Below are 26,618 nucleotides of genomic sequence, written 5' to 3' on the forward strand. Positions count from 1 at the left end.
CGAGCACCGCGGTCCGCCCTCCGGCGTCTTCACGGGATCCCCCGATGCACCGTGCGACACTGGGGGTCGTGACTGGACCGACGACTCCCCCGCAGCAGCCCGCTCCCAGCGGCACCCGCCTCGACCCGTGGTTCGGTGCCTACGCAGAGCGAGCGCACGGGATGCGAGCGTCGGAGATCCGGGCGCTGTTCGCGGTGGCGAACCGACCCGAGGTCGTGTCGCTCGCCGGCGGCATGCCGTACCTCGAAGGGCTCCCCCTCGACCAGATCGCCGACACCATGCAGCGCCTCGTCGCGACGCGCGGTGCCACCGCGCTCCAGTACGGCTCCGGCCAGGGCGACGAGACCCTGCGCGAGCGGATCCTCGACGTCGTGCGCCTCGAGGGCATCGAGTGCCACCCCGACGACGTCGTCGTGACGACCGGCTCGCAGCAGGCGCTGGACCTCGTCACGCGGATCTTCGTCGACCCGGGCGACGTGGTCGTCGCGGAGGCGCCGAGCTACGTCGGGGCGCTCGGCGTGTTCCGCTCGTATCAGGCGGACGTCGTGCACGTGCCCCTGGACGAGCACGGTCTCGTCCCCGAGGCGCTGGAGGAGGCGCTCGCCCGGCTCGCGGCGGACGGTCGCCGCGTCAAGCTGCTCTACACCGTGCCGAACTTCCACAACCCCGCCGGGGTGACGCTCACCGCGGAGCGCCGCCCGCGCATCCTGGAGATCGCCCAGCGCTACGGCGTCCTGGTCATCGAGGACAACCCCTACGGCCTCCTGGGCTTCGACGGGCAGACGCTCCCCGCCCTCCGGTCGCTCGACGAGGACGGCGTCCTGTACCTCGGGTCGTTCTCCAAGACCTTCGCGCCGGGATACCGGGTCGGCTGGGTGGTCGCGCCCCACGCGGTCCGCGAGAAGCTCGTCCTCGCGAGCGAGTCCGCGATCCTCTGCCCGTCGAACGCCTCGCAGCTCGCCATCGCCGCGTACCTCGACACGTGCGACTGGAAGGGTCAGATCAAGCAGTTCCGCGAGCTCTACCGGGAACGCCGCGACGCCATGATCGGCGCGCTCTCCGAGCACCTCCCCTCGGCCAGCTGGACCGTGCCCGACGGCGGCTTCTACACGTGGGTCCAGCTCCCCGAGGGACTCGACGCACGGTCCATGCTCCCCCGCGCCGTCACGGCGCGCGTGGCCTACGTGCCGGGCACCGCCTTCTACGCCGACGGCACCGGCTCGAGCCACGTGCGCCTCTCCTACTGCTTCCCGACCCCCGAGCGGATCCGTGAGGGCGTCCGACGCCTTGCCGGCGTCGTCAATGCCGAGCAGGAGCTCGTCGAGATCTTCGGGACCAACGCCGAGCTCGACCCGGACGTCACGGACGTCGAGAACCCCTCGCCCAACCTGGCCTGAAGCACCTCACCACGACGCCGCGGCAGCCCCCACCGGGCGACGCCGGCACCGAACAGGAGTCCGTCAACAGTGGACACGACCACGGGTACCCCGGCGGCCACGGGCGAGGCTGCCTCCGCAGCCCGGACCGACACGCAGCGCCCTGACCAGCACCTTCACCTTCTCCGGCCCGACGACGCCATCCCCCCGGGCGGGCACGTCGCGATCCTCGCCGGCGGGCTCTCCCACGAGCGCGAGGTCTCCCTGCGGTCCGGGCGCCGCGTCGCCGAGAGCCTGCGTGCCGCCGGTCTCGAGGTGACGATCCACGACGTCGACGCCGGTCTTCTCCCGTTCCTCGCCGCGACCCGCCCTGACGTCGTGTGGCCGCTCCTCCACGGCGCGAGCGGCGAGGACGGCTCGATCCGCGACGTGCTCGAGCTCGTCGGGGCTCCCTACGTCGGCACCGGGCCGCGGGAGAGTCGTGCAGCCTGGAGCAAGCCGGTCGCGAAGAGCGTCGTGCTCGGTGCGGGCCTGTGCACGCCCGAGTACGTGACGCTCCCGCAAAGCCTGTTCCGGGAGCTCGGCGCCCAGCCCGTCCTGGACGCCGTCGTCGCGCGGCTCGGTCTCCCCCTCGTCGTCAAGCCGACCCATGGCGGTTCGGCGCTGGGCGTGACCCTCGTTGAGCGTGCCGACCAGCTCCCCCGAGCCATGGTCGACTGCTTCGCGTACGGAGACGTCGCCCTGATCGAGCGCGCCGTGCGCGGCGTGGAGCTCGCGGTCAGCGTCGTCGACCTCGGCCACGGACCCGAGGCGCTGCCGCCCGTCGAGATCGTCACGACCGGACCGTACGACTTCGACGCGCGATACAACCCCGGTCGCACCGAGTACTTCGCCCCCGCCCGCCTGGACGACGACGTGCTCGGCATCGTCCGCGAGGTAGCCGTCCGTGCGCACGCCGCGCTGGGCCTGCGCGACCTGTCGCGGACCGACGTGATCCTCGACCAGGACGGGGTCGTGCAGTTCCTCGAGGTCAACGTCGCACCTGGCATGACCGAGACCTCCCTCCTCCCCCAGGCCGCACGTGCCGCTGGGCTCGACCTCGGTCACCTCTACCGGTCGCTCGTCAACGCCCACGTGCGCCACTGAGCGACGGCGGCCCACCGACGTATCGGCCCTCGCCGTTTCACGTGAAACGTCGCGCTGACGTCGGACCGACGGGTCGTGTTCCTCGCTCGCTCTCCGTGGTTCCTGCTCGCCGTCGGTCCTGCTGGCTCTGTCGTGCTCTTGCTCGCCAGGTTCTGCTCGCCGAGTCGCGCTCCCCTGGTCACGCTCGCGTGGCCTCTCTCGCTGGACGTGATCGACGGGTCCTTCTTGCCTGGTGATGCTCACCGGACGGTTCCTCTAAAGGTACGGGTTCACACGCGGTCTCCTCCGGGCCATCGAGGTTTCGTGGAGGACCTGGCTCCCGGCTGGCCCTGCGGCCTCTCGCGCGACGATCGGCGATGATCCTTACCGCGGAAGTCCGTGCCCGCCTCCGTCGACCGGCAGGATCGTCCCTCTCCACGCTCACACAGCGCGGCCACGAGAGTTCACCGTCCGGTCGGACCGTCTGTCGCAAGGTCCATCGCGCCTGATGGTCCGTAGCGCGGTCCTGACGCAGGTGGTCCGTCGCACGGTCCCTAGGCATGCCCCTTCGACGCTTGGCGGCTCTCCTCCCCCGATGCCGCACCTCACGCACGGAGGATTCGGCCCGCCGAGGAGGAAGGAAGGGACACGGACGTTGCTCGGTCGGACCCCCCGGGGGCGGTCATCGGTCGTGCGACCGAGCGCGGACCTGCGCGTGACGACGGGCGCGCGAGGAGACGACCCGGACGGTGAGCCACAGCCCGTCCGCCGAGCCTCGGCAACAGCCGACCGCATGACCATGCCCCATGACCTGAGCCCGGAGTCCCAGCTTTCCCGGGACGTGACCCCTCCCCGTCGTCGACGCCGCCCAAGGACCCGGCGTCGTCGTGTCCCGTGACACGTGGGCGAGCCCGGTTCTCCGGGATGTCTTGTGCACCCAGCGATCTCACGGTGCCCGTTTGACCGCCACGCATCCTTCCGGCTCGTCCCGCCGCGTCGCGGATCACTCGTGAGCGGGGGTCTGGATCGTGCGTTTTGCAAGAACGTCTCCGCGGGGGCGGATCGCCCGGCACGTGCTCCCACGGCGCGGCGCGATGAGCCCCCCGCCGTCGACGCATGGCGACGCAGCCCGCGATGCTTCGACGCACGGGCCGGGTCGCTCAGGTCGAGCATGGACTCGGACTCAGGCTCTCGTGCGGACACCGGCTCTGGCTGGGTCGCGGACATCGGCTCAGGCGACGACGTGGGCTCCGCCTCGAAGACGACCTCGACTGGGGACTCGGATCTGACTTCGGGCTCGGGCTCGGGCTTGGGCTTGGGTTCAGTCTGAGGCACTGGTTCGGGCTCGAGATCGGTTTCAGACACCACCTCGGTCACAGACACCGGCTCGGGCCCAGACACAAGCTTGAGCGCAGGGGTCACTGCGTGCTCTGGTTCTGTCTCGGGTACTCGTTCGGACTCGGATGTGGGCCGAGTGCCCGGGAGTGCCAGCTACCTTCACGCGCGGCCCTGAGCGCCTCGTGTCGCTCGCGGCGAGTGGGGACCGATACGGCGCGCTCGTGCGTCGGGATCCTCCCCTGTGCGCGCTACGGTGCCCGCGCGCCGGCGCTCGCTCCTGCACCCCCGAGAGATGGCCAGAGCTCAGGCGCGTCGGCGACGCGCGGCACTTCATCCTCGGCCAGGGGGCGCCCTCGGACAACGCCCGTTCCACGTGAAACGGAATTCGCCCGCGTGAGTTTGCCGCCACGTAGTTTCACGTGAAACAGCGGACTATCGAGGGGCTTCCAAGCCGGGCTTGCCTCCCCGACGCTCCCTCCGTGCTCACACCCTGAAGCCGCGACTGCAAGGGGACGTAGACGTGGGGACCTGGCCTCGGCGCATCGACACCGTCACGCGATGCACGGCTCCACTCCGAGCGCCGTACGCGGAATCAGGAGCCCGGCGGGTCGCGCGCCCAACTGTTCCCCGGGTCGTGCAGCGAAGTACACCCGCCTCCGCGCATCGTTCCAGCAGGACCGGCTTCGATCCTCCCTCCGTCGATGGCGACGACTCCGCGCTCTCGATCCCGCCTCTGGAGTTGTCGATCGCCGCGGGCCTGCTCGCGCCAGCAGAACGCGTTTCACGTGAAACGTGACCGGAGATGCCTCGCGTCCACGTGATCGCGGCCCGAGCGGTAGGACGCAAGACGCGGGGAGCACGCTGGAAGCGGTGACTCACCGCCAACGGCAGCACATGCCCGGAGGCACCTGAGCCGCCCGCCGGGCGGGGTCGTCGTGGTGCACACCCAGGTGGAGGGGACAGCCGCCCCGGGTCACCGCTCCATGTGCACGCCTTCGCAGGCCGCACCGCCCCGCACTGGAGCCAACACGTGCCGACGACCTCCCTCGGACGAGAGTGGCGAACATACAGCCGGGACTGCTGCGGGTGCTCACAAGCACCGCACGACAGTCCCGGCATCAGCTTCGGTGCCACGCCCTGTGTGGCACGCCTACCTGTATCGCTACTTGCGCAGAAGACCAGGGTCGTCGGGCGCCATCACGTCGAGGATCCTGTTCAGGTCCTCGACCGAGGCGAACTCGACGGTCAACCGCCCCTTGTTCTTGCCGAGGTCGACCTTCACGCGTGTCTCAAAGCGGTCAGAGAGGCGATGGGCGAGCTCGTCGATCGCAGCGGAGCGCTGTCCCGCTCGCGGTGCGCGCGGCGCACGGCGATCGCCGTCCAGGCCGCCCATCGCGACGATCTCCTCGGTCGCACGGACCGAGAGCCCTTCCGCCACGATCCTCTGGGCAAGGCGCTCGATCTCCGCGCCGTCGGTGAGGCCCAGCAGTGCGCGCGCATGACCAGCGGAGAGAACGCCCGCCGCAACCCGCCGCTGTACCAGGGGTGGGAGGCGCAGGAGCCTCAGAGTGTTGGAGATCTGCGGTCGACTACGAGAGATGCGTTCAGCGAGCTCCTCGTGAGTGCATCCGAAGTCGTCGAGCAGCTGGCGATATGCTGCCGCCTCCTCCAAGGGATTGAGCGCGCTCCGGTGCAGGTTCTCGAGCAGTGCGTCGCGCAGTAGGTCAGCGTCATCCGTCTCACGGATGATTGCGGGAATCACGTCGAGTCCGGCAGCCTGCGTCGCGCGCCACCGCCGCTCCCCCATGATCAGCTCGAAGGACGCGTCCTCCCCCGGGACGGGACGAACGACGATCGGCTGCAGAACGCCGATCTCGCGGATCGAGCCCACGAGCTCGTCGAGGTCCCCCTCGTCGAAGACGGTGCGCGGCTGGCGTGGATTCGGACGGATCGACGCCGTGGGTACCTCGGCGAAACGTGCGCCGGGGACTGGTACGAGGTCGTCAGCGGCGCTCCCGGTCCACTCCTCGGTGCTCGGCGTGAGTTCGGTGTTGGGGTCCTCGCGAGGCGACTCGGCGATCTCCTCTCCCGGCGAGTCCCCGCCATCCGTCGTCGCGGGAGTCGTTTCACGTGAAACGGTGCTCGCAGAATCGTTGCGTGTCGGCGTCGCGCCATCGGCGCCCTGCACGCTGCTCTCGGGCCCGTCCTGTTCCGTCGGCTGCGCGGGCTCGCCGTCACTCCCCCCGAGTGCACCGCGGTCACCCGCGCTCACGGCCTCAAGCTCGGCGAGGTCGTGAGCCGAGAGCGACGTCAGGGAGTCCAGATCCGCGGGACCTGAGCCGGTCTCCGTGACAAGGGTGACGACAGGAGTGCCCCGGTTCCCGCTCTCGGCCGACCCCTTCCCGTCGCCGTCACCTGCGGAAGTGCCCTCGTTCAGTGCTTCGGCCGCCGGCTCCTCAGGCGTCGGGCTCGGGAAGAAGACGTCAACCGGTCGCTTCCCCTCTGAACTGGTCGGGATAAGAGCCCCGAGCCCTCGGCCGAGCCCTCGACGCTTCTCGCTCATCGCTGTTCCTCCTGCCGCAGGCCGGGACCACCGATGGTGCCGGCAAACTCATGTTCGGTCCGGACCGCCTCGTGCACGGGGGCTGCGTCGGGAACGTCACCGTGCTCGTGAGCCGCATCCTGCGCCGGGAGGGCACCGGGGTCGCGATCGCCAGGCCGGTTCGCACCGCGTTGCGTCAGCTCCCGTGCTGCCTCGAGGTACGCGAGCGCACCCGTCGAGCCTGGGTCGTACGTCATCACCGTTTGCCCGTGGCTCGGCGCCTCGGAGATGCGCACCGAGCGAGGCACGGTCGTCCGCAAGGTCTGATCAGGGAAGTGCTCGCGCACCTCTGCCGCCACCTGCTGCGCGAGATTGGTTCGCCCGTCGTACATCGTCAGCAGAATCGTCGAGACGTGCAAACCGGGGTTGAGGTGCGACTTGATGAGCTCGATCGTCTTCAGGAGCTGGCTCAGTCCCTCGAGCGCGTAGTACTCGCACTGGATCGGAATGAGCACCTCCCGACCGACGACGAACGCATTCACGGTGAGAAGGCCGAGGCTCGGCGGGCAGTCGACCAGCACGTAGTCGATAGGGGCCAGGCCCTCGCGCTCCCGCCCTGCCAAGTACTCGTCCAGAGCGCGGCGGAGCCGTGTTTCACGTGAAACGAGCGAGACCAGCTCGATCTCCGCGCCCGAGAGGTCGATCGTCGCCGGTACGCACCACAGCGTCGGGATGTCGGGGCACTGCTGGACCGCGCTGGCGAGGGGATCGCCGTCGACCAGAACCTCGTAGACCGACGGAGTCCCGGCACGGTGCTCGACCCCGAGCGCGGTCGACGCGTTGCCCTGAGGATCGTTGTCGATGACGAGCACGTTGAGCCCCGCGAGCGCGAGACCGGCAGCGAGATTCACCGTCGTCGTGGTCTTCCCGACACCGCCCTTCTGGTTCGCCACCGTGATGATGCGCGTCGACGCCGGGCGTGGGAAGCGGCGGCCTTGGAGGTCGATGCGACGCCTGGCGTCCTCGGCAAGCTGGGCGGCGAGCGGTGTCGACTCGTCCGTGACCGGCAGGCTCGCCATCAGGGCTGCTCTCCGGTCGTCCTCGCTCCCGGAGCTCCGCGCCCCTCCCCCGTCCTGCGAGAGCGACGTCGCCGACCGATCCTGAAGCTCTCCAGGGTCGACAGGGCTTTCCGTCACGCGTCTCATCCTCTCCGTCGTCGCGTCCCAGCATGCGCCGTCCAGCCCACTCATCTGTGGATGTCAGGCGCTCGTCGCCCCCCGTGTCGTCGCACAGCCGTGCCGACGCCGAGGGTCGGGGTTCAGCGTGCCCCAGTCTGCCGCACGATGCGTACGACGGTGGTGGTCTCCACACCGGGGATCGTCGGTGCGTCCACGACCTCAGGTTCGCCCCCCTTGAGCCGGCGCAGCACCTTGCGGGCGGGCTCGACCTCCCGCGCCACATTGCGTCCCTTCAGGACGATCATCTCGCCGCCCGGTCGGACGAGCGGTAGCGAGAGCCGGACCAGCTTGTCCAGCGCGGCCACGGCGCGAGACGTCACCGCGTCGCACTCGAACGCACCGTGATACTCCTCCGCACGCCCCCTCTTGACCTCGATGTTCGAGAGCTTCAGATCCGCGGCGATCTCCGACAACCACGCGCAGCGGCGCTCCATCGGCTCCACCAGGTAGACGGAGGCCCCCGGTCGCATCGCAGCGATCACGACCCCGGGAAGCCCCGCGCCGGACCCGATGTCTGCGATGAGCCCGGTTTCCGGAAGGAACGGGACGACCGCGGCAGAGTTCAGGATGTGCCGGTCCCAGATGCGAGGAACCTCGCGGGGGCCGATCAGCCCGCGCAACTCGCCCTCCTCGCGCAGGCGGTCCGCGAACCGTTCGATGGTCGGGTACGACGCACCGAAGTACTCGGTCAGCGCCTCCCTCGAGATCTGTGGCTCCGCGTTCCCGTCTACCACGTCGCGCATCGGCTCCTCTGCTTCCTCGTCAATGGGCACGCCACATCGTTTCACGTGAAACGCTCGCTGGCGTGTCCGATCACCACGTGATCCCTGACGCACCGGGCGGCTCACCGGCACCCACCAGCGACAGACGTACTCCCTCGTTGCTGCAGCGCAGGTCGAGCGCGGATCGACCGACATCCATCGAGGGAAAGCGAAGCGAGATCCACAAGCCCTCATGCTCAGCCACCCAACTTGCCCACACCGCATCAAACTCTGCGCTAGCCCCACAAAAAACCTTTCGCCCCCCGTTTCACGTGAAACGGGGGGCGAACGAGGTACTCCACGGAGGCGCGTCAGTCAGCGGGGTAGATCACCACGTAGCGCTGAGGCTCGACGCCCTCGGAGTCGCTCCGGAGGCCGGCGGCAGCCACCGCGTCGTGGATCACCTTGCGCTCGAAGGCGTTCAGCGGCTCCAGCGAGACCTTCGCCCCACCGGACCGAACACGAGCGATCGCCTCCTCGGCCTGCGCGGTGAGCTCACGACGTCGAGCAGCGCGGAAGCCGGCGACGTCCAGCATCAGTCGGCTCCGCTCCCCCGTCCGGGCCTGGACAGCGAGGCGGGTCAGCTCCTGGAGCGCGTCGAGAACATCGCCGTCCTCACCGACGAGGGAACGCAGCGCAGCCGGATCGTCGGCGACGATCTCGACCGCCGCGCGGTCGTGCTCGACGTCGATGTCGATGTCACCGTCGAGGTCAGCGATGTCGAGCAGCTCCTCGAGGTAGTCCGCTGCGATCTCACCCTCCTCCTCCAGGCTGGTGGTCTCACGCGTCGACTCGTCGGTGACGGCGTCTTCAGGCGCTGGGGTCTCGGTAGGCGTCATGACGGTGCTCCTCACGGCGGGGGCGCGCACGCGCGCGGGTCTACTTCTGCTTCTTCTTCTTGGGCGCGGGCTTGGATGCTCCGGTGGCCGAAGAGCCCTTCGCGCCATCGTTCGTCCCAGATCCGTCTGCCGCCTTGGGGGCGTCCTCGACCGGAGCGTCCTCGACCGGAGCGTCTTCGACGTTCGGTGTGGTCGACCCGCCCGGGCGGGGCGCAGCCTTCTGTCGGTCCTTGCGCTTCGGCTGCTGACGCTGACCACGCGGCTGCTCGATCACCGGCGTGGCGTCCTCGACGATCCCCTTCTCCGCACGCTTGCGCGCCTGGCGCTCCTTGAGGAGTCGCTCCGCCTCGGAGCCCGGCGCCGGCATGCGACGGATCGTGTAGAACTGCTGACCCATGGACCAGAGGTTCGTCGTCGTCCAGTACACGAGCACACCGACCGGGAAGTTGACACCGGAGACGGCAAAGATGAACGGGAAGACGTAGAGCATCATCTTCTGCGTCGACGCCATCGGTCCCTCGAGGGCGGCCTTCGGCATGTTCTTCATCGTGAGCTGGCGCTGCGTGAAGAACGTCGTGGCGCACATCGCGACGATGAGCACGGCGATGACGATCTTGGTCTGCAGGTCGTCGGTACGCAGGAACACGTCGGACAGCTGCGCTCCGAACACCGACGAGCTCTCGATGTCGCTCGCGACCGCCGAGTTGATCGGACCGATCGGGTCGTCCGTGCCGTTGGAGATCGGCACGAGGCCGTTCAGCACCCGGAAGAGCGCGAAGAAGATCGGCGACTGCAACAGGATCGGCATGCACGACGCGAAGGGGTTCGTCCCGTGCTTGCGGTACAGGTCCATCGTCTCGCGGCTCATGGCCTCGCGGGACGCCGGGTCCGTCTTGCCCTTGTACTTCTTCTGGATCGCCTGCATCTCCGGCTGCAGCATCTGCATGCCGCGCGACGCCTTGATTTGCTTGAAGAACAGCGGGATCAGCAGGATGCGGATGATGATGACGAGGCCGACGATCGACAGGACCCACGCCGGCCCGGGACCGTCGGAGAACCCGAGGAACACCAGACCCTGGTGGCACAGGTACATGATCCACGCCACGACCCACTCGATCGGGGCGAGGAACGCGAAGAAGTCCATCGGTGACTGCTCCCTCAACTTCAGACAAGCTGGTGAATCGCCCGAGGTCGGGCTGCGGACTAGTGCGTGTGTCGTGCCGGCGGAACGTCGTCGACCCCGCCGAGGCTCCAGGGGTTGCAGCGCAGCAGCCGCCAGAGGGCGAGGCCCGTTCCGCGCAGGGCGCCGTGACGACGCACCGCCGTGAGGGCGTACTGGGAGCAGGACGGGTAGTACTTGCACGTGGGCCCGGTCATCGGGGAGATCACCGACTGGTAGGCCCGGATCATGCCGATGAGGGTGAGCGCCGGGACGCGACGCAGCACGGCGACGATGCGACGCACGATGCCGGGAGCTCCGCGGTCGGCGGCGTCCTCAGGGGCCGTCGCGCCGGGAGCGTCGACCGGGTGGGTGGTCGTCATCGAGCCACGCCCGCACGCTCGTGGAGGCGCCGTACGGCACGATCGAGGCCGCGGTCGAGGTCGGCGCTCAGGTCGCCGAACGTCGCCGCGGCGGAGGCTGGGAGTGCACGGACGACGGCGCGCCCGTGCTCGGGCAGCATGTCGAGGCGCGCCGCAGTGGCGGCACGCAGCCGACGCTTCACGAGGTTGCGGTGCACCGCGTTCCCCACCGCCTTGGAGACGACGAAGCCGACCTGTGGTCGCGCATCACTCTCGAGATCCTCTGAGAGGTGCACGACCACGGTCGACCTACCCGCACGCACGCCGCGGCGCACCGCCCGCTCGAAATCGACGGAACGGCGCAGTCGGTGCGCCGCGGGGAGCACGTGGGATCAGGCAGAGAGCTCGGTGCGGCCCTTGCGACGGCGGGCAGCCAGGATGGCGCGGCCGGCACGGGTCCGCATGCGCAGCCGGAAGCCGTGGGTCTTCGCCCGGCGCCGGTTGTTCGGCTGGAAGGTCCGCTTGCTCACGAGGTACTCCAAGAACGTCGGGGAGGTACACCGTCTATGTCCTCGACGATGCAGTGACAGGTTCCGGTTGGAGCCTGTCGGTGGTTCAGGTCGTGCACCGTGCGGTCACCCGCCCGGTCGCCGTCCAGGCACGCGGATCGAGTGGGCCATTGCTGGGGGCACCGGATCATTGCAGGCAACTCAGGACGCGAGGCCTCGTGTCGAGTCTCCTCCACGCGGGCGCGCCAAGAACACCTGGAACGGCTGTCTGACGTTACGCTGCGCGACCCCTCCGGGTCAAACCAGGAGAGGTGAGATGCGCCGCGGCGCCGGGGCCGCGGCGCCGCGGTCCGTCCGACACCCCTCGGGGCTGAGAGCATCCTCACCCTACAACCCACAGGCTGTGGACAACTATGTGGACGAGGGGTTCCCATGGCACGATCGACCCCAGCATCACCACACCCGTGACCCTCTTTCGTCGGCGCACCCCGCCCGGCCCGTCAGCGCGCGCTCGACGGTCGGCTCCGTGCGCCGGCGCACACCCTCGACCTGTGAGGAACTGCCCGTGGCCAACCCGGACGAGAACATCGCCGACGTCTGGGCGCAGACCCTGAGCATCCTCGAGGCGAGCCCGGACATCACGCCGCGGCAGATCGCGTTCATCCGGCTCGCCAAGCCGCTCGCGATCCTCGACGACACGGTCTTCATCGCGGTCCCGCACGAGCAGACCCGCACCTACCTCGAGACCCGCGTACGCGACGAGCTCGTGACGGCGATGTCCTCGTGCCTCGGCCGCGACGTCCGCTTCGGCATCACGGTCGACCCGGAGCTCAGCTCGGACCCGGTCGTCGCCCCGGCCTCCCGCCCTGCCGTGGAGCGCCCGTACATCGAGCCGGACGACGGTCTTCCCGATCTCCCTCCCCCTCCCCCGCCGCGCCCCCAGGCCGAGCCGAGCCGGCTCAACCCCAAGTACGTCTTCGAGACGTTCGTCATCGGGTCGTCGAACAGGTTCGCGCACGCGGCAGCGGTCGCCGTCGCCGAGGCACCCGCCAAGGCCTACAACCCGCTGTTCATCTACGGGGACTCGGGACTCGGCAAGACGCACCTGCTGCACGCGATCGGCCACTACGCGCACAACCTCTACCCGAACGTCCGCGTGCGCTACGTGAACTCCGAGGAGTTCACCAACGACTTCATCAACTCGATCGGCGAGGGCAAGGCGGGCGCGTTCCAGCGCCGCTACCGGGACGTCGACGTCCTCCTCATCGACGACATCCAGTTCCTCCAGGGCAAGGAACAGACGATGGAGGAGTTCTTCCACACCTTCAACGCCCTCCACAACGCCAACAAGCAGGTCGTCATCACGTCGGACCTGCCGCCCAAGCAGCTCAACGGGTTCGAGGACCGGCTCCGCTCCCGGTTCGAGTGGGGTCTCATCACCGACGTCCAGCCGCCGGACCTCGAGACGCGCATCGCGATCCTGCGCAAGAAGGCGTCGAGCGAGCGGCTCGCAGCCCCGGACGACGTGCTCTCCTACATCGGCTCCCGCATCTCGACGAACATCCGCGAGCTCGAGGGGGCACTGATCCGGGTGACGGCCTTCGCGAACCTCAACCGCCAGCAGGTCGACCTCCCGCTCGCGGAGATCGTGCTCAAGGACCTCATCACCGACGAGGACAGCGCCGAGATCACGCCGGCCGCGATCATCGCCCAGACTGCCGCGTACTTCGGTCTGACGATCGACGACCTGTGCGGCAGCTCGCGGTCACGCGTCCTGGTCACCGCACGACAGATCGCGATGTACCTGTGCCGCGAGCTGACCGACCTCTCGTTGCCGAAGATCGGCCAGCAGTTCGGCGGGCGCGACCACACGACGGTCATGCACGCGAACCGCAAGATCACCGAGCAGATGGCGGAGCGACGGTCCACCTACAACCAGGTCACCGAGCTGACGAGCAGGATCAAGCAGCAGCACCGGGGCTGAGGCCGGCGCCGTGGGCCCGACCGCGCACTCCCCCGGGGAGGTCCGGTCCGCTCCATCGACCCAGCGCCGCCTCGCACCCGGCCCCGCACGCCCCGCACGGGAGGCTGCTCGGTTCGCCACGACCGCACTCTCCCGTCACGCGCCGACGGCGTCGGGTCTCGACGTGATCGATGCGTCCCGCCGTGCCGGCCCTCGAGCCCCTGCGCGCTCCCCTCACCGGTCCACGCCAGGCTCCTGCGCGAGCAGGACCGTGGCACGTTCTCGCACCAGCTTTCTCGCGCACCCAGATGCTCGTGCGGCGACGTCGAAAGCGGCCGCCGCCTCCGACGCACCGTCTGCCGACGTCCTCCAGGGCCTCGTCCACACCGATCCACAGAGATGCCCACCGGGGTGCATCATCCTGTGGATACAGGCCCCGCGAGCATCCCGACCGCACCTGGAGACCCCGGAAGTGCGCTTCGTACACAGCGTGTGGGTCGAGTTGTCCACAGTCATCCACAGGACACCTGTGGGTTGTGACATCCGCGTGATCTGGGGAGCCACGATCGCCCACACCACCCAGTGGCTCGCCACAAACGCCGGAGTACCGAGGGTTTATCCCAGGAGGGTTGTGGAAACGGTGCGTCGTGCACAGTCTGTGGACGGGACTCGGAGCCATCCGCTGTGCACGCATCTGTGGATAACTGTGGACGAAAGGCCCCAGGGTGTGGACGACGAGGTGCCCAGCGGTGGACGACGTGTGGGGACAGATCGGTCGCCCACAGGCCGTGCGACTTTCCCACAGCGAGACCACGGGTTCGTCCACACGCATTTTCGTCCTCTGACCTGCGACGACGCTCGTTTTCCACGCATTCCACAACCCCTATGACGACGACGAAGGTTTGATCAAGGGGGAATTCCACACGCCTTCATCAGGCTCCGACGGCCGACCCGCGCCACCTGCCCGGACCACGATCCCGCACCAGCCACCGACCGGCCATCGGCGTGCGGACGGAAGGCACAAGGCGCCGACCTTCCGCCACGCGACGTCGGTGCACAGGACCGTCCCCAGGCACGTCGTTCCAGTTCCTCCCGACCTGCTCCTCGCGTAGGGTTCATGCACGACACGTGTGCGCGGACCTGCGACCCGAGCTCCTCGCGTCCCCCGTGACGGGCTTTTCGCTCGGACGGCCAGGACGTCACTCAGCCCGACGACGAGCCGTGCGCCGAGGCGCAGCCGGACGGCACATGTGAAGATCGAGTCCGATCAGGACGTTGGGACGAGAGGGTGTGGGATGAAGTTCCGGGTTGAGCGTGATGTCCTGGCCGACGCGGTGACCTGGACGGCGCGGACCCTGCCGACCCGCCCACCTGCTCCGGTGCTCGCCGGTGTGCGGCTCGAGGCCGACGCGTCCGGGACGATCGGCCTCTCGAGCTTCGACTACGAGGTCTCGGCGCGCTCAGAGATCCCCGCGGAGGTGAGCGAGCCCGGCACGGTGCTCGTGTCCGGCCGTCTGCTCGCCGAGATCTCCCGCGCGCTCCCGGCGAAGCCCGTCGACGTCGTCCTCGAGGGCAACAAGGTCACCGTGACCTGTGGCGCGAGCCGCTTCACGCTCCTCACCATGCCTGTGGACGAGTACCCCGCACTCCCCGCCATGCCCGAGCTCTCCGGGACGGTCTCCGGCGACGAGCTGACGAACGCCGTCGCGCAGGTCACGGTGGCGGCGAGCCGGGACGACACGCTCCCGCTGCTCACCGGGGTCCGGGTCGAGATCGAGGGAGAGCGGATCACGCTCCTCGCCACGGACCGCTATCGCCTGGCGCTCCGCGAGCTCACGTGGACCCCCGTCACCCCCAGCTACTCGGCGGTCGCGCTCGTCCGTGCCCGCACCCTCAACGACGTGGCCAAGTCGCTCGGCAGCTCGGGTCTCGTCAACGTCGGCCTGAACACCGGGGCCGGGGTGGACCTCATCGGCTTCGAGGCGGGCGGCCGCCACACCACGTCGCAGCTCGTCGACGGTGACTACCCCGCCGTGCGTCGGCTGTTCCCCGACGAGACCCCGATCCACGCGGTCGTCCCCACGGCTCCACTCATCGACGCGGCCAAGCGCGTGTCGCTCGTCGCGGAGCGCAACACCCCGATCCGGCTGTCCTTCACCGACGGGCAGGTCGTGCTCGACGCGGGGCAGGGCGACGACGCGCAGGCGTCCGAGGCGCTGGAGGCCGTGCTCGTGGGCGAGGACATCTCGGTGGCCTTCAACCCGCAGTTCCTCCTCGACGGTCTCGGGGCCCTCGGGACGGACTTCGTGCGCCTGAGCTTCACGCACCCGAACAAGCCCGTGGAGTTCACCGGGCAGGACTCGCTGGACGGCGAGGACTCCTCGCACTACCGCTACCTGCTCGTGCCGATCCGCTTCGCGGGCTGACCCGCGAGGATCGTTCTCGCACCACTGCCTCGACCGCATCACCGCACCCCGGAGGACTCGCATGGTCTCGCGCATCGGACTCGTCGGCCTCGGCAAGATGGGCAACAACATGCGGGCGCGCCTCCGCGCGGCCGGCATCGAGGTCATCGGGTACGACCCTCGACCGGAGGTCTCCGACGTCGCGAGCCTCGCTGATCTCGTCGCGGCCCTGCCCGACGACGGTCCGCGCGTCGTGTGGGTCATGGTGCCGGCGGGCGAGCCGACGCGTGGCGTGGTGACCGAGCTCGGTGCCCTGCTCGGCGCGGGCGACTTCGTCATCGAGGGCGGCAACTCGTACTACGCGGAGGACCAGGCACGCGCCGCCGAGCTGGCCGAGAAGGGCGTGGGCTACCTCGACGTCGGCGTCTCGGGCGGGGTCTGGGGCCTGGAGAACGGCTACGGACTCATGGTCGGCGGCGACCCGGTCCACGTCGAGGCCGCCATGCCCATCTTCGACGCGCTGCGGCCCGACGGTCCTCGCGAGGAGGGCTTTGTCCACGCGGGCGAGGTCGGTGCCGGCCACTTCGCCAAGATGGTCCACAACGGCATCGAGTACGGCCTCATGCAGGCGTACGCGGAGGGCTACGAGCTCCTCGCCGCGAAGAGCGGGCTCGTCAAGGACGTGCACGGCACGATGAAGGCCTGGACGCGCGGCACGGTCGTGCGGTCGTGGCTCCTCGACCTGTTCGTCAAGGCGCTCGAGGAGGACCCCCAGCTCGCGGAGATCGACGACTGGGTCGACGACTCCGGCGAGGGTCGCTGGACGGTCGACGAGGCCATCGACAACGCCGTCCCGCTGCCCGTCATCTCGGCCGCGCTCTTCGCGCGCTTCGCCTCCCGCCAGGAGCAGTCCCCGGCGCTCAAGGCCGTCGCGGCGCTGCGCCAGCAGTTCGGCGGCCACGCCGTCAAGGCCGCCGGCCCGGCCTCCCCGGGGGCCGGACCGCTCGAGCCCCCGGCCTGACCGGGTCGTCCGCCCGCCTCGTCCCCGAGCTCTCGCTGAACCGATGTACGTCTCGCACCTGTCCCTCGTCGACTTCCGGTCCTACGAGTCCGTCGACGTCGAGCTCGTCCCGGGCGTGAACGCCCTCGTCGGACAGAACGGGCAGGGCAAGACGAACCTCGTGGAGGCGATCGGGTACGTGGCGACGCTCGCGAGCCACCGGGTCGCGGGGGACGCGGCACTCGTCCGCGCCGGCGCCGCACGCGCCGTCGTCCGGACGCGGGTCGTCCGGGGCGACCGCGCGAGCACGGTCGAGCTGGAGATCGCCTCCGGCCGGGCGAACCGGGCCCGTATCAACAGGTCGCCCGCGCAGCGGCCGCGCGACGTCCTCGGCATCGTCCGGACCGTGCTCTTCGCGCCGGAGGACCTCGCCCTGGTCAAGGGCGACCCGGACGGTCGCCGACGGTTCCTCGACCAGCTCGCGGTCCTCCTGGTGCCGCGGGTGTCCGCGCTCCTCGCGGACTACGAGCGGGTGCTGCGCCAGCGGGGGGCGCTCCTCAAGTCCGCGACCGCGCTCCGGGGCCGCGGCCGCGGGACCCGCCCGGCCGCGGGCGCGCGGCCCCCCCCCCCCCGCTCCCCGTCGACGAAGAAGCCCACACCGTTGAAGGGGTGAGACCCGCACAGACCGTGATGAGGGCGCGAGAGAATGACCGCGGCCCGCGTCGCCATCGGACGGGGACCGTCCGTGAGAGGACACCCATGAGCCGTACCGACATCGCGGCTCGCAGCACGCCGCCGACGGTGGGGTCACCGGGGTCCTCGGACACGGAGCGTTGGATCGGTTCCAGCCTTGCGAACGCCATGCGTCGTGCCCAGTTCTTCGGCCTGATCCTGGTACAGCTGATCGTGATGGTCGCCGCGCTCGCGTCGAGCATCGCCGTACCGCGGCCCTCGGTTCTCCTGGTCTCGGGAGCCGTCACCGCCGCAGGGGCTCTCGTGCTCGGGCTGCGCAGGCACCCGCTGGTGCTCATCGCGCCGTTCTACCTCGCGATGGGGTTCTACTTCGTCATCGCTCGCAGCCCCGATGATCCGCTCCTCGGCATCTTGGTACCACTGACCGCGTGGACGGTGGTTCTCCCGGTCATGCTGTGCGCAGGCGTCTGGCCGGTCATCACGGCCGGCGCCCTCACGGCCGGGTTCGCCGGTGTCATCCTGCTTGCGCACCCGGACTGGGACCGCTCGGTCCTCGGGGCCTCGGTCGTGACCAACGTCGTCCTCGTGGTCACCAGCGCGCTGTTCGCGAGCTCCCTCCGGCGTGTGGCGGGAATGCTCGACCGAGAGAAGGAAGCCGCCACCGAGGAAGAACGTCGGGCCGCGCGTACCCGGGTGGCGGCGGAGACGGCTGCGGAGTACGTCCGAGTGCTCCATGACACGATCATCAACACGTTCGGCGCCTTGGCGCGCGACCGCTCTCGAGGAATCGACCCTGCCGAGGCGCGCGAACGGTGCCGGCGCGATCTGGGCCGCATCCGCGACTTCCAGCGCACGCGAGCGGGCGGCCAGCACAGGCTCAGCCTGACCGACCTCGATCAGGTGGGTCTACCCGTGCGCTGGACCGGCATCTCCGGTGACGACCTCCGCAGATTCCAGGCGCTGCTGCCCGCCCCGGTGCTCGAAGCGGTCCACGGGTGCGCGACGGAGGTGATCCTCAACGCGTCCAAGCACTCCGGTGCCGATCACGTCGCCGTTGATGTCCAGTACGCGGATGACGAGCTGCACGTCGTCATCTCCGACGCAGGGCGCGGCTTCGACCTCGAACAGACCATCGTGCGCGGCATCGCAACCTCCCTCTACGCCCGGGCTCGTGCACACGACATCCGCGTCGCCCTGGAATCTGCGGTCGGGACGGGCACGACAGTGCGGCTCTCGTGCCCGTTGAGTGGCCCCGGGTACGACGCCGCGGTGATGGGAACCATGAGGGGCACCACCGTCGCACCCCTTCGGAACTTCGAGCGACGGGCGGCGATCGCCTGGACCACGCAGGCCGCGATCATCGCCCTCACGCTGGAGACCGTCAGCCCACAGGGTGGGAGTCTCCCCGCCAACCTCGTGCTCGGGACCATTGCGGTTCTCGGGGGCTTGACATGGATCACCTCCCAGGACGGGCGGCCTGTGCCGAGCTGGCTCTTCGGTCTGGTGCTCGCGGCCGTGCCCCTGGTCAACTGGTGGGCGCTGGACGCGGTGAAGTACGGCGACCATGCCCCCTACCTGTTTCAGGGAATGTCGCTGACCGTGCTTCCCGTGCTGCTCTACGTCGCCGGACGCGGTCGATGGCCGTTCTTCATCGCACTCATCCTTCAACTACTGAGCATCGCGATCCAGGCCGCCACGGTCGCAGACGACCTCGCCGCCTGGAACGAGATCCTCCTGCTCGAAGCACCACCGCTCACGCTCGTGTTGGTGTGCTACGTCTTCCTCCACGTCTTCCGCACCATCGGTGAGGAGCTCGCCGCTTCCCGACGCGACGCGGAACGCGCGATGCGAGAGTGGACAGCGCACGTGGCGGCCTCAGAGGTGCTGATGCAATGGAACGCCTCCAGCCTGCAACTGCCGTTCCAGCTGCTGCGAGACCTCGCCGAGGGGAAGATCTCACCCTCCAGCCCCGAGACGCGTCAGCGCTGCGCCGACGAAGAGGCCTACCTCCGGCAGGTCAGCACCGTGGCACAGCGCGTGACGACCATGACGCGGTGGCTCGCCGTCGCCTTGGCCGAATCTCGTCGGCGACGCGTGCACCTGCGCCTGCACGTGCCCGAACGTGTGCAGGTCAGCAGTCCCATGGCCACCGAGGCCTTCGGACACCTCATGGTCGAGTGCATCGCTCGGTGCCAGACCGGCAGTGAGCTCGACATCTCCCTTCACCAGCGTGACGACGAGCCGCACATGCTCGTCGTCGGACGCGCTGATCCTGAGTTCGCCGATCGCATGCGCGCCTACAGGGCTCAGTCCCTGAGCCTCCACATCGAGGACTTCGACAGTCACACGCTGGTTGAGGCGACTCTGCGACCCGCGCGCTGAGCACGAAGGGCCGCCCCAACCTGCTTGGCGTGACCCGCCCGAAACTCACGAGGTCGTCCAGGAAGTCGGGGCGTGTCTGGGCAGCTCGCGGAGCACCTCGACGACGGTCGACCCGGCGTCGGCGCAACGATGCGCGCCTGAGCGAGTCGTCTCGTGACACCGGGCGCCCCGCGATCGCGAGACGGCGGCGCGGTGCGGCCACGGTCTCTGACCTGCTCGGCCGTCCCCAGAAAAAACGCTGGTGCGGGTTCCTAGGCTGAGGCGCTCAGAGACTTCTCCTGGGGAATTGAGGGACTCATGGCCGACGTCGTCGCGATCTCCGCACAGGTGGAGGCGGCCGTTCGTGCCGCACTGGCGGAGGTGCTCCCCGCCGAGCTGGCGGGCTCGGACCCGGTGGTCCGCCGGTCCGCGCGGGCGGACTTCCAGGCGGACGGTGCGCTCGCCGTCGCGTCGAGGGCGGGTCGGCCGCCGCGCGACGTGGCCGCGGACGTCGTCCGCCAGGTCGGCCGGCAGAGCGACGCGTTCGCCGTCGAGGTGTCGGGGCCGGGATTCGTCAACGTCACCGTGCCGGACCAGGTCGTCTGGACCGCGGTGGCTGCCCGCCTCGCGGACGCGCGGCTCGGCGTCGCGGCGGGGCGTCGGGGAGAGCGGGTGGTCGTCGACTACTCGGGCCCGAACGTCGCCAAGGAGATGCACGTCGGTCACCTGCGGTCGTCGGTCATCGGTGACGCGCTCGTGCGGGTGCTGGGCCACCTGGGCGCGGAGGTGGTGCGGCAGAACCACGTCGGCGACTGGGGCACGCAGTTCGGCATGCTCATCCAGTACCTCGACGAGCACCCCGAGGCGGCGTGGCAGGGCCAGGGTGCCGCGACGATGTCGGCCCTCGACGCCCTGTACCGGGCGGCCCGTGCGGCGTTCGAGGCCGACCCCGCCTTCGCCGACCGGTCGCGCGCCCGCGTCGTCGCGCTCCAGGCGGGCGACGGGCCCACGGTCGCCGTCTGGCGCGCGCTGGTCCAGGAGTCGGAGGAGGCGTTCGCGCGGGTCTACGACCGCCTGGGCCTCCTGCTGGACGCGGGGGACCTCGACGGCGAGTCGCGGTACAACGCCGCGCTCCCCGGGATCGTTGCCGAGCTGCTCGCCGCGCGCATCGCCGTCGAGTCCGAGGGTGCTGTCGTCACCTTCACCGACGGCGTGGACGACCCCGACGGCGACCCCGTCCCGCTCATCGTGCGCAAGAGGGACGGCGGCTACGGCTACGCCGCGACGGACCTGGCGACGCTGCGCCTGCGCATCGAGCACTACCGGGCCGACCGCATCCTCTACGTCGTGGACGCGCGTCAGGCGCTGCACTTCCGGATGGTCTTCGACACCGCCCGCCGCGCCGGCTGGCTCCCCGACGGGGTGTCCGCCGAGCACGTCCCGTTCGGCACGGTCCTCGGTGCGGACGGGAAGCCGTTCAAGACCCGGTCGGGTGCGACCGTCCGCCTCGCCGACCTGCTCGACGAGGCGGAGGCGGCCGCCCGTGCCGTGCTCCGGGAGAAGGGGGACGACTTCACCCCGGCCGAGCGGGACGCCGTCGTGCACGCGGCCGCGACGGCGGCGGTCAAGTACGCCGACCTCTCCACCACGCGGACCCGCGACTACGTCTTCGACGTCGACCAGATGGTCGCCTCGTCGGGAAACACGGGCGTGTACCTCCAGTATGCGCACGCGCGCGTGCGGTCCATCCTGCGCAAGGCGGGGGAGCGGGGCGAGCAGGTCGACGACGCCGCGCCCGCTCATCCCGCGGAGAAGGACCTGGTCCTGACGCTCGACGCGTTCGACGCGACCCTGCGCGACGTCGCGGGGACCCTGGAGCCGCACCGGCTCTGCGGGTACCTCTACGACGTCGCCACCGCGTTCACGCGGTTCTACGACCTCTGCCCCGTCCTCAAGGCCGAGGGCGCGACGCGCGGCAACCGCCTCGCGCTGTGCGAGCTGACGAGCCGCACCCTGGCGACGGGCCTCGACCTCCTCGGGATCGCCGCTCCCGAGCGCCTCTGACGGCCACGGCACGACGACGTCGCGCGCCTCCCCGGGCGTCGTCCCGGTCCGCCGTTCCCCCCACCGCGCGCCTCGTCGCCCCGTGCCGCGACCCGTTGACCCCGTCTGGCGTCCGGGCTACCCTCTGCGCCCCCATTCGGAAAGTGCGGCCGAAATTTCGGGGTCACGACACGAAGGAGTGCCTGATGGATGCATCGACCACGTCCCACCGGAGCGGGTCGCCCCGCCGCCGGGGAGCCGCGCTCGTCGCGGGCGGACTCGTCGGCGGGCTGGCCCTCGCGGCCGGTCTCGCCGCCCCCGCGGCCGCGGGGAGCGCCCCGGTGGCGGAGAGCGTCCCCGCGAAGGCGACGCCCGGCGTCGGGCCCGACGGCCTGACCGGCGCGCAGCGCGCGACGCTGGAGACCTACCTCGAGGACACGTACGCCTCGCTGGTCGCCATGACGGACGAGGAGACCGGCCTCCCCGCGGACAACATCGAGGGCGACCTGGACCCGGCGTCGAGCAGCGCGTACACGTCGCCGACGAACATCGGTGGCTGGCTCTGGTCCACCGTCGTCGCGCGCGACCTGGGCCTGGTGGACGACGCCGAGGCGCACGACCGCCTCGCGACGACGCTCGACACGCTCGGCTCGCTCGACCGGCACGACGCGAGCGGCATGTTCTACAACTGGTACGACCCGGCGACCGGTGACCGGGTGGAGACCTGGCCGGACGACGGGAACACGGTCCACCAGTTCCTCAGCTCGGTGGACAACGGGTGGCTGGCCGCGGGCCTGCGCGTCGTCGCGGAGGCGGAGCCGAGCCTCGCCGAGGAGGCGCGCGCGATCTACGACGACATGCACTTCGGTGCGTTCTACAACCCGGAGGCGCGCCCCGACCTGGGCGTCGGGCTGCTGCGCGGCGGGTTCTGGGACGAGGAGCCGCCCGGCTGCTCGGTCGCGGGCGACTACCTCGGCACGGGCACGGACGTGTTCTACACGTGCCACCACTACGACACGACGGTCTCGGAGACGCGCATCGCGACGTACCTCGGCATCGCGGAGGGCGAGGTACCTCCGGAGGCGTACTACGCGAGCTACCGGACGTTCCCGGACACGTGCGACTGGTCGTGGCAGGAGCAGAAGCCGATCGGCGAGACGCGGGAGTACCTCGGCGTCCCTGTCTTCGAGGGCGCGTACCGGTACCGCGACCTCGCGGTCGTGCCGGGCTGGGGCGGCTCGATGTTCGAGGCGCTCATGCCGGACATGCTGGTGCCCGAGGCGGAGTGGGGCCCGACGTCGTGGGGCGTCAACCACCCGCTCGTCGTCCGCGCGCACAAGGAGCACGGGCTCGACGAGGCCGGGTACGGGGCCTGGGGCTTCTCGCCCGCGAGCAACCCCTTCGGCGGGTACGCGGAGTACGGCGTCGACGCGATCGGGCTGCGCTCGGACGGCTACCTGTCCGACGGCGAGACCGACGTCGACCTCGGGTTCGAGGGCTGCCGCGAGGCGACCAACCCCGCGCCGGAGTTCGGCGACGGCGTCGTGACGCCGCACGCGTCGTTCCTCGGCCTCGCGTACGACACGGACGGCGTGCTCGACAACCTGGCCCACCTCGCCGACGACCTCGGCGCCTACGGGCCGGGCGGTTTCTACGACTCCGTCGCCGTGCGGTCGGGCACGGTCGCCGAGCGCTACCTGTCGCTCGACCAGGCGATGATCGTCGCCGCGATCGGCAACGTCCTCGACGACTCGCGCCTCAAGGACTACTTCGTCGACGACGAGCTCGAGCAGCGCCTGCGCCCGCTCATGGCGGCGGAGACGTTCTCGGCCACGGCCGACCTCACGCCCGGCGTCGGGGCCGACGTCCAGGTCCAGGCGCGCTGCGTCGGCCACCGGGCGGCCGTCGCCGTCCGGGCGACGAGCACGGGGGACGGTCGCGCGGACGTCACGCTCGCCACGCCCTACGGGACGCGGTCGTTCGACGACGTCGTCCCCCACCGCAGCACCTACCAGTCGTTCGCGGCGCGCACGGCGGAGATCCCGTCCGGCACCGCGACGGTGACGGTCACGTCCGCGGACGGGTCGACGACCCAGGAGCTGTCCTACCGCTACGCGGGGGTCTCCTGCGGCTGACCGACCGTCGGGTCGCCGGCTGACCGGCTGACCGGCACACGATGACGGGAGGGGCGCGGACCGCGCCCCTCCCGTCCGCCATGTCCCGAGCGTGCGTCAAGACCGTCCGTCAGGGCCGCCCTCGACCGCGTCGGGACCGCCTCACGCACGCGGGGGAGCGGTCGACTCGCGGACGACGAGGCTCGTCGCGAGCTCGGTGCGCAGCGTGTGCCCGCTCGCGGTGCGCGCGCGGTGCACGAGCTCCACGGCCGAGGCGCCCATCTCGACGAGCGGCTGGCGGACGGTGGTGAGCGGCGGGTCGGTCCACGCCGCGACGGGCAGGTCGTCGAAACCGACGAGCGAGACGTCGCGCGGCACCGAGAGCCCGGCCTCGCGCAGCGCCCGCAGCGCGCCGAGTGCCGTGTCGTCGCTGCACGCGAAGATGGCGGTCGGCGGCTCGTCGAGAGCGAGGAGCCGCTGGACCCCTTCGTAGCCCGCGGGCACGCCGTACGTGCTCAGGCAGACCAGGTCGTCGTCGACGGGGACGCCCGCCCGGATCATCGCGGCGCGGTACCCGGCGAGCCGGGCGATCGCGTTGTCCTGCTCGGGGACGCCCGTGATCGTCGCGACGCGCCGGTGCCCGAGCGCCAGCAGGTGCTCCGTCGCCTCGAGCGCGCCCTGATAGTTCGCGGCTCCGACGCTGAGGACGTCCTCGGGCGGTAGACGGCGCGGGTCGACGACGACGAGCGGCACGCCCGCCTCGGCCAGCGTGGCGCGTGCCTCGGCGTCGGGCACGGCGACCACGCTCACGAGCCCGTCCGTGCCCCGGGCGAGCGCGTGCCGGACCCACGCGCCGCAGTCGTCGGGGTCGAGCTCCACCGACAGCACCACGTCCAGCCCCTGACGCCGTGCCTCGGCGACCGCGCCACGCACGACCGCCTCGGACCACGGCCCCTCGAGGTCGACGATCCGGACGTCGACGAGCCCGGTCCGCTTCGCGGTGCGAGGCCGGATCTCGTAGCCGTGCCGGCGCAGGACGCCCGCGACACGCTGGCGCGTCGTCGCCGAGACGTCGGGCCGCGCATTGAGCACCTTCGACACCGTCGGGACGGAGACCCCGGCCTCCGCCGCGACGGCGGCGAGCGGGGCGTGCCGCCGGCCTGCTTGCGAGGCTGTCATCCGACTCCTTCGCGCGTGCCGTGCGGAGCGACCTCCGTGGCGCGCGCCACCGTCAGCCAGCCGAGGGGGTCCTCGCTCGCGACGAGGTCCGTCCCGGACACGAGCCATGTCGCCCCGGCGTCGAGCGCCTGCGGGACGATCGAGCGCGTGACGCCGCCGTCCAGGCCGACGGCGTGGCCCGGGCCGGCGACGCGCCCCACCGTGGCGAGCGCGTCGACCTGGAACGCCGAGCCGGCCAGGCCGGGGGTGATCGACATGACGAGCACGTCCGTCCCGGGGTCGACCTCGGGCACTTCGACGCCGGGAGAGAGCGCGACGCCTGCGCGCGCGCCCCGGGCGCGGACGCGGTCGAGGGCGGCGCGCCAGTCGCGGGTCCAGGCGTGCACGACGACGAGCTCGCAGAAGTCGGTCCAGCGGTCGACCTCGCGGAGCGGCTCCTCGACCATGAGGTGCGCCTCGGCGGCGAGCCCGCTGCCGGCGGTCACTGCCGCCGCCTCCGCCGCGGTGAAGCCGCCCGGCGCGGCGTAGCGCCCGTCGGTGTGGTCCCAGTGGACCGTGCGGAGCCCCGCCCGCGCGAGCCGGTCGGCCTCCGCGGCGACGCGGTCGCGCGGCGTGGACCAGAACGAGGCGGCGACGCGGGTGCGGGGGGAGCTCATCGGCCGGTACCGCGCGCGACGGGCGGGAGGTCGAGCAGGGCCTCGGCGCAGCGCTGCTCGGTGACGAGGGCGGAGACGAGGCCGGACCGCGTGACGGCGTGGACGGCGGCGGCCTTCTCGTGCTCGGCGGCGACGGCGATGACCTGGGGCACCCGGGCGAGCTGCCGTGCGGAGATCGAGAGGCACCGCTCGGCGAAGTCCGGGACGAGGTCGCCCTCGGCGGTGAGGAGGATGCCCGCGATCTCGGCGCGGACCCCGCGCGCGGTGAGGTCGTCGCGCTCGTCGCGCCCGAGGACCTCGCGGAGCTGGGAGATGGGCGGGTCCCACGAGCCGATCGCGACGACCGCGACGTCGACCCGGTCGAACAGCGAGAGCGCGCGGGCGATGTCGGGCTGGCGGCGCAGCGTCGCGGCGGTCGCGGCGTCCTCGACGACCAGGGGGGCGAAGATCGCGTGCGCGTCGCCGCCGGCGCGCAGGGAGACGCGGCGGATCACCTCGACGGGGGAGTCGGAGAGGTCGGAGCCGACCGCGCCGGTGAGCTGGACGACGGTGACGGGCGGGAGCGCGGTGAGGCGCTCCGTCATGGCGGTGAGGGTCCGCCCCCAGGCGAAGCCGAGGGTGTTGCCCGGGCGCAGGGACCGGGTGAGCAGCTCGGCGGCAGCGGCGCCGACGTCCTCGCGCAGCTCGGCCACGGTGTCGCGGCCCTGGACCACGAGGCACTCGTCCAGGCCGAGGTGGGAGCGCAGGCGCGCGGAGAGGGCCGGGTCGACGACGCCGGCGTCGTCGATGGTGATGGTCACGATCCCGGCCTCGAGCGCCTGCTCGAGCATCCGGGCGACCTTGAACCGTGAGACGCCGAGCTCCTCGCCGATCTCGACCTTGGAGGCCGAGTCCACGTAGTAGCGGCGGGCCACGTGTGCGAGCTCGTGGCGCGAGAAGTCCGTCATGTCACCCA

19 protein-coding genes and 1 pseudogene are annotated in these 26,618 nt (G+C 70.8%); 9 read left to right on the forward strand and 11 right to left on the reverse strand.

The window, feature by feature from the left end:
• The first annotated feature begins 44 nt into the window (after window positions 1–44).
• Together ACFWH7_RS06565 and ACFWH7_RS06570 are read left to right on the forward strand one after the other, a co-directional pair.
• Entirely contained in the window at window positions 45–1,397 is a 1,353-nt protein-coding gene (locus ACFWH7_RS06565) for an aminotransferase-like domain-containing protein (RefSeq protein ID WP_378215675.1), read from the forward strand.
• Window positions 1,398–1,577: 180 nt separating this feature from the next.
• Entirely contained in the window at window positions 1,578–2,522 is a 945-nt protein-coding gene (locus ACFWH7_RS06570; RefSeq protein ID WP_378215730.1) for a D-alanine--D-alanine ligase family protein, read from the forward strand.
• A gap of 2,479 nt (window positions 2,523–5,001) precedes the next feature.
• Here ACFWH7_RS06570 and ACFWH7_RS06575 read toward each other — a convergent pair.
• The 8 genes from ACFWH7_RS06575 to rpmH all read right to left on the reverse strand — a co-directional run bounded on the left by ACFWH7_RS06575 (window position 5,002) and on the right by rpmH (window position 11,270).
• On the reverse strand, window positions 5,002–6,402 hold the full coding sequence (locus ACFWH7_RS06575) for a ParB/RepB/Spo0J family partition protein (RefSeq protein ID WP_378215676.1): 1,401 nt from the start codon (window positions 6,400–6,402) through the stop codon (window positions 5,002–5,004).
• A complete protein-coding gene (locus tag ACFWH7_RS06580; RefSeq protein ID WP_378215677.1) occupies window positions 6,399–7,460 on the reverse strand; it encodes a ParA family protein in 1,062 nt (353 codons plus the stop codon). Before ACFWH7_RS06580 ends, ACFWH7_RS06575 begins: the two co-directional genes overlap by 4 nt.
• A gap of 239 nt (window positions 7,461–7,699) precedes the next feature.
• Window positions 7,700–8,392, reverse strand: coding sequence for a 16S rRNA (guanine(527)-N(7))-methyltransferase RsmG (rsmG, locus tag ACFWH7_RS06585; protein WP_378215678.1), 693 nt, complete (start codon window positions 8,390–8,392; stop codon window positions 7,700–7,702).
• A 299-nt stretch (window positions 8,393–8,691) separates the two neighbouring features.
• On the reverse strand, window positions 8,692–9,219 hold the full coding sequence (locus tag ACFWH7_RS06590) for a Jag family protein (RefSeq protein WP_378215731.1): 528 nt from the start codon (window positions 9,217–9,219) through the stop codon (window positions 8,692–8,694).
• 40 nt (window positions 9,220–9,259) lie between these two features.
• Window positions 9,260–10,363 (reverse strand): membrane protein insertase YidC, encoded by a 1,104-nt coding sequence (gene yidC, locus ACFWH7_RS06595; RefSeq protein ID WP_378215679.1) that lies wholly within the window; start codon window positions 10,361–10,363, stop codon window positions 9,260–9,262.
• A 59-nt stretch (window positions 10,364–10,422) separates the two neighbouring features.
• A complete protein-coding gene (yidD, locus tag ACFWH7_RS06600) occupies window positions 10,423–10,761 on the reverse strand; it encodes a membrane protein insertion efficiency factor YidD (RefSeq protein ID WP_378215681.1) in 339 nt (112 codons plus the stop codon).
• Entirely contained in the window at window positions 10,758–11,126 is a 369-nt protein-coding gene (gene rnpA / locus ACFWH7_RS06605; RefSeq protein WP_378215682.1) for a ribonuclease P protein component, read from the reverse strand. The genes yidD and rnpA overlap by 4 nt, the downstream gene beginning before the upstream one ends.
• A 6-nt stretch (window positions 11,127–11,132) precedes the next feature.
• Window positions 11,133–11,270, reverse strand: coding sequence for a 50S ribosomal protein L34 (gene rpmH, locus ACFWH7_RS06610; RefSeq protein ID WP_034225701.1), 138 nt, complete (start codon window positions 11,268–11,270; stop codon window positions 11,133–11,135).
• Window positions 11,271–11,814: 544 nt separating this feature from the next.
• Here rpmH and dnaA point away from each other — a divergent pair.
• From dnaA to ACFWH7_RS06645, 7 genes and pseudogenes are all read left to right on the forward strand, one after another.
• The gene (dnaA, locus tag ACFWH7_RS06615) at window positions 11,815–13,233 is read left to right on the forward strand and encodes a chromosomal replication initiator protein DnaA (protein WP_053370370.1); all 1,419 of its coding nucleotides are present in this window, start codon (window positions 11,815–11,817) and stop codon (window positions 13,231–13,233) included.
• 1,274 nt (window positions 13,234–14,507) lie between these two features.
• The gene (dnaN, locus tag ACFWH7_RS06620; RefSeq protein ID WP_378215683.1) at window positions 14,508–15,638 is read left to right on the forward strand and encodes a DNA polymerase III subunit beta; all 1,131 of its coding nucleotides are present in this window, start codon (window positions 14,508–14,510) and stop codon (window positions 15,636–15,638) included.
• 61 nt (window positions 15,639–15,699) lie between these two features.
• Window positions 15,700–16,638: a phosphogluconate dehydrogenase (NAD(+)-dependent, decarboxylating) gene (gene gnd / locus ACFWH7_RS06625; RefSeq protein WP_378215684.1), complete on the forward strand. Its 939-nt coding sequence runs from the start codon at window positions 15,700–15,702 to the stop codon at window positions 16,636–16,638.
• 43 nt (window positions 16,639–16,681) lie between these two features.
• A pseudogene (locus ACFWH7_RS06630) lies at window positions 16,682–17,212 on the forward strand (AAA family ATPase); the annotation flags it as partial.
• Between the two features lie 164 nt (window positions 17,213–17,376).
• The gene (locus tag ACFWH7_RS06635) at window positions 17,377–19,692 is read left to right on the forward strand and encodes a sensor histidine kinase (protein WP_378215685.1); all 2,316 of its coding nucleotides are present in this window, start codon (window positions 17,377–17,379) and stop codon (window positions 19,690–19,692) included.
• Window positions 19,693–19,989: 297 nt separating this feature from the next.
• The gene (gene argS, locus ACFWH7_RS06640; protein ID WP_378215686.1) at window positions 19,990–21,735 is read left to right on the forward strand and encodes an arginine--tRNA ligase; all 1,746 of its coding nucleotides are present in this window, start codon (window positions 19,990–19,992) and stop codon (window positions 21,733–21,735) included.
• A gap of 185 nt (window positions 21,736–21,920) precedes the next feature.
• Complete coding sequence (locus ACFWH7_RS06645) at window positions 21,921–23,849, forward strand: glucoamylase family protein (protein ID WP_378215687.1); 1,929 nt, start codon at window positions 21,921–21,923, stop codon at window positions 23,847–23,849.
• A 141-nt stretch (window positions 23,850–23,990) separates the two neighbouring features.
• Here ACFWH7_RS06645 and ACFWH7_RS06650 read toward each other — a convergent pair whose 3' ends face one another.
• The 3 genes from ACFWH7_RS06650 to ACFWH7_RS06660 are packed head-to-tail and all read right to left on the reverse strand — an operon-like array spanning window position 23,991 to window position 26,610.
• A complete protein-coding gene (locus ACFWH7_RS06650) occupies window positions 23,991–25,007 on the reverse strand; it encodes a LacI family DNA-binding transcriptional regulator (protein ID WP_378215688.1) in 1,017 nt (338 codons plus the stop codon).
• Window positions 25,004–25,663, reverse strand: coding sequence for a beta/alpha barrel domain-containing protein (locus ACFWH7_RS06655; protein WP_378215689.1), 660 nt, complete (start codon window positions 25,661–25,663; stop codon window positions 25,004–25,006). The genes ACFWH7_RS06650 and ACFWH7_RS06655 overlap by 4 nt, the downstream gene beginning before the upstream one ends.
• Window positions 25,660–26,610: a sugar-binding transcriptional regulator gene (locus tag ACFWH7_RS06660; RefSeq protein ID WP_170227153.1), complete on the reverse strand. Its 951-nt coding sequence runs from the start codon at window positions 26,608–26,610 to the stop codon at window positions 25,660–25,662. The genes ACFWH7_RS06655 and ACFWH7_RS06660 overlap by 4 nt, the downstream gene beginning before the upstream one ends.
• Window positions 26,611–26,618: the final 8 nt, after the last annotated feature.

The sequence above is a fragment of the Cellulosimicrobium cellulans genome (assembly GCF_042723955.1).
Lineage (GTDB): Bacteria > Actinomycetota > Actinomycetes > Actinomycetales > Cellulomonadaceae > Cellulosimicrobium > Cellulosimicrobium cellulans_H.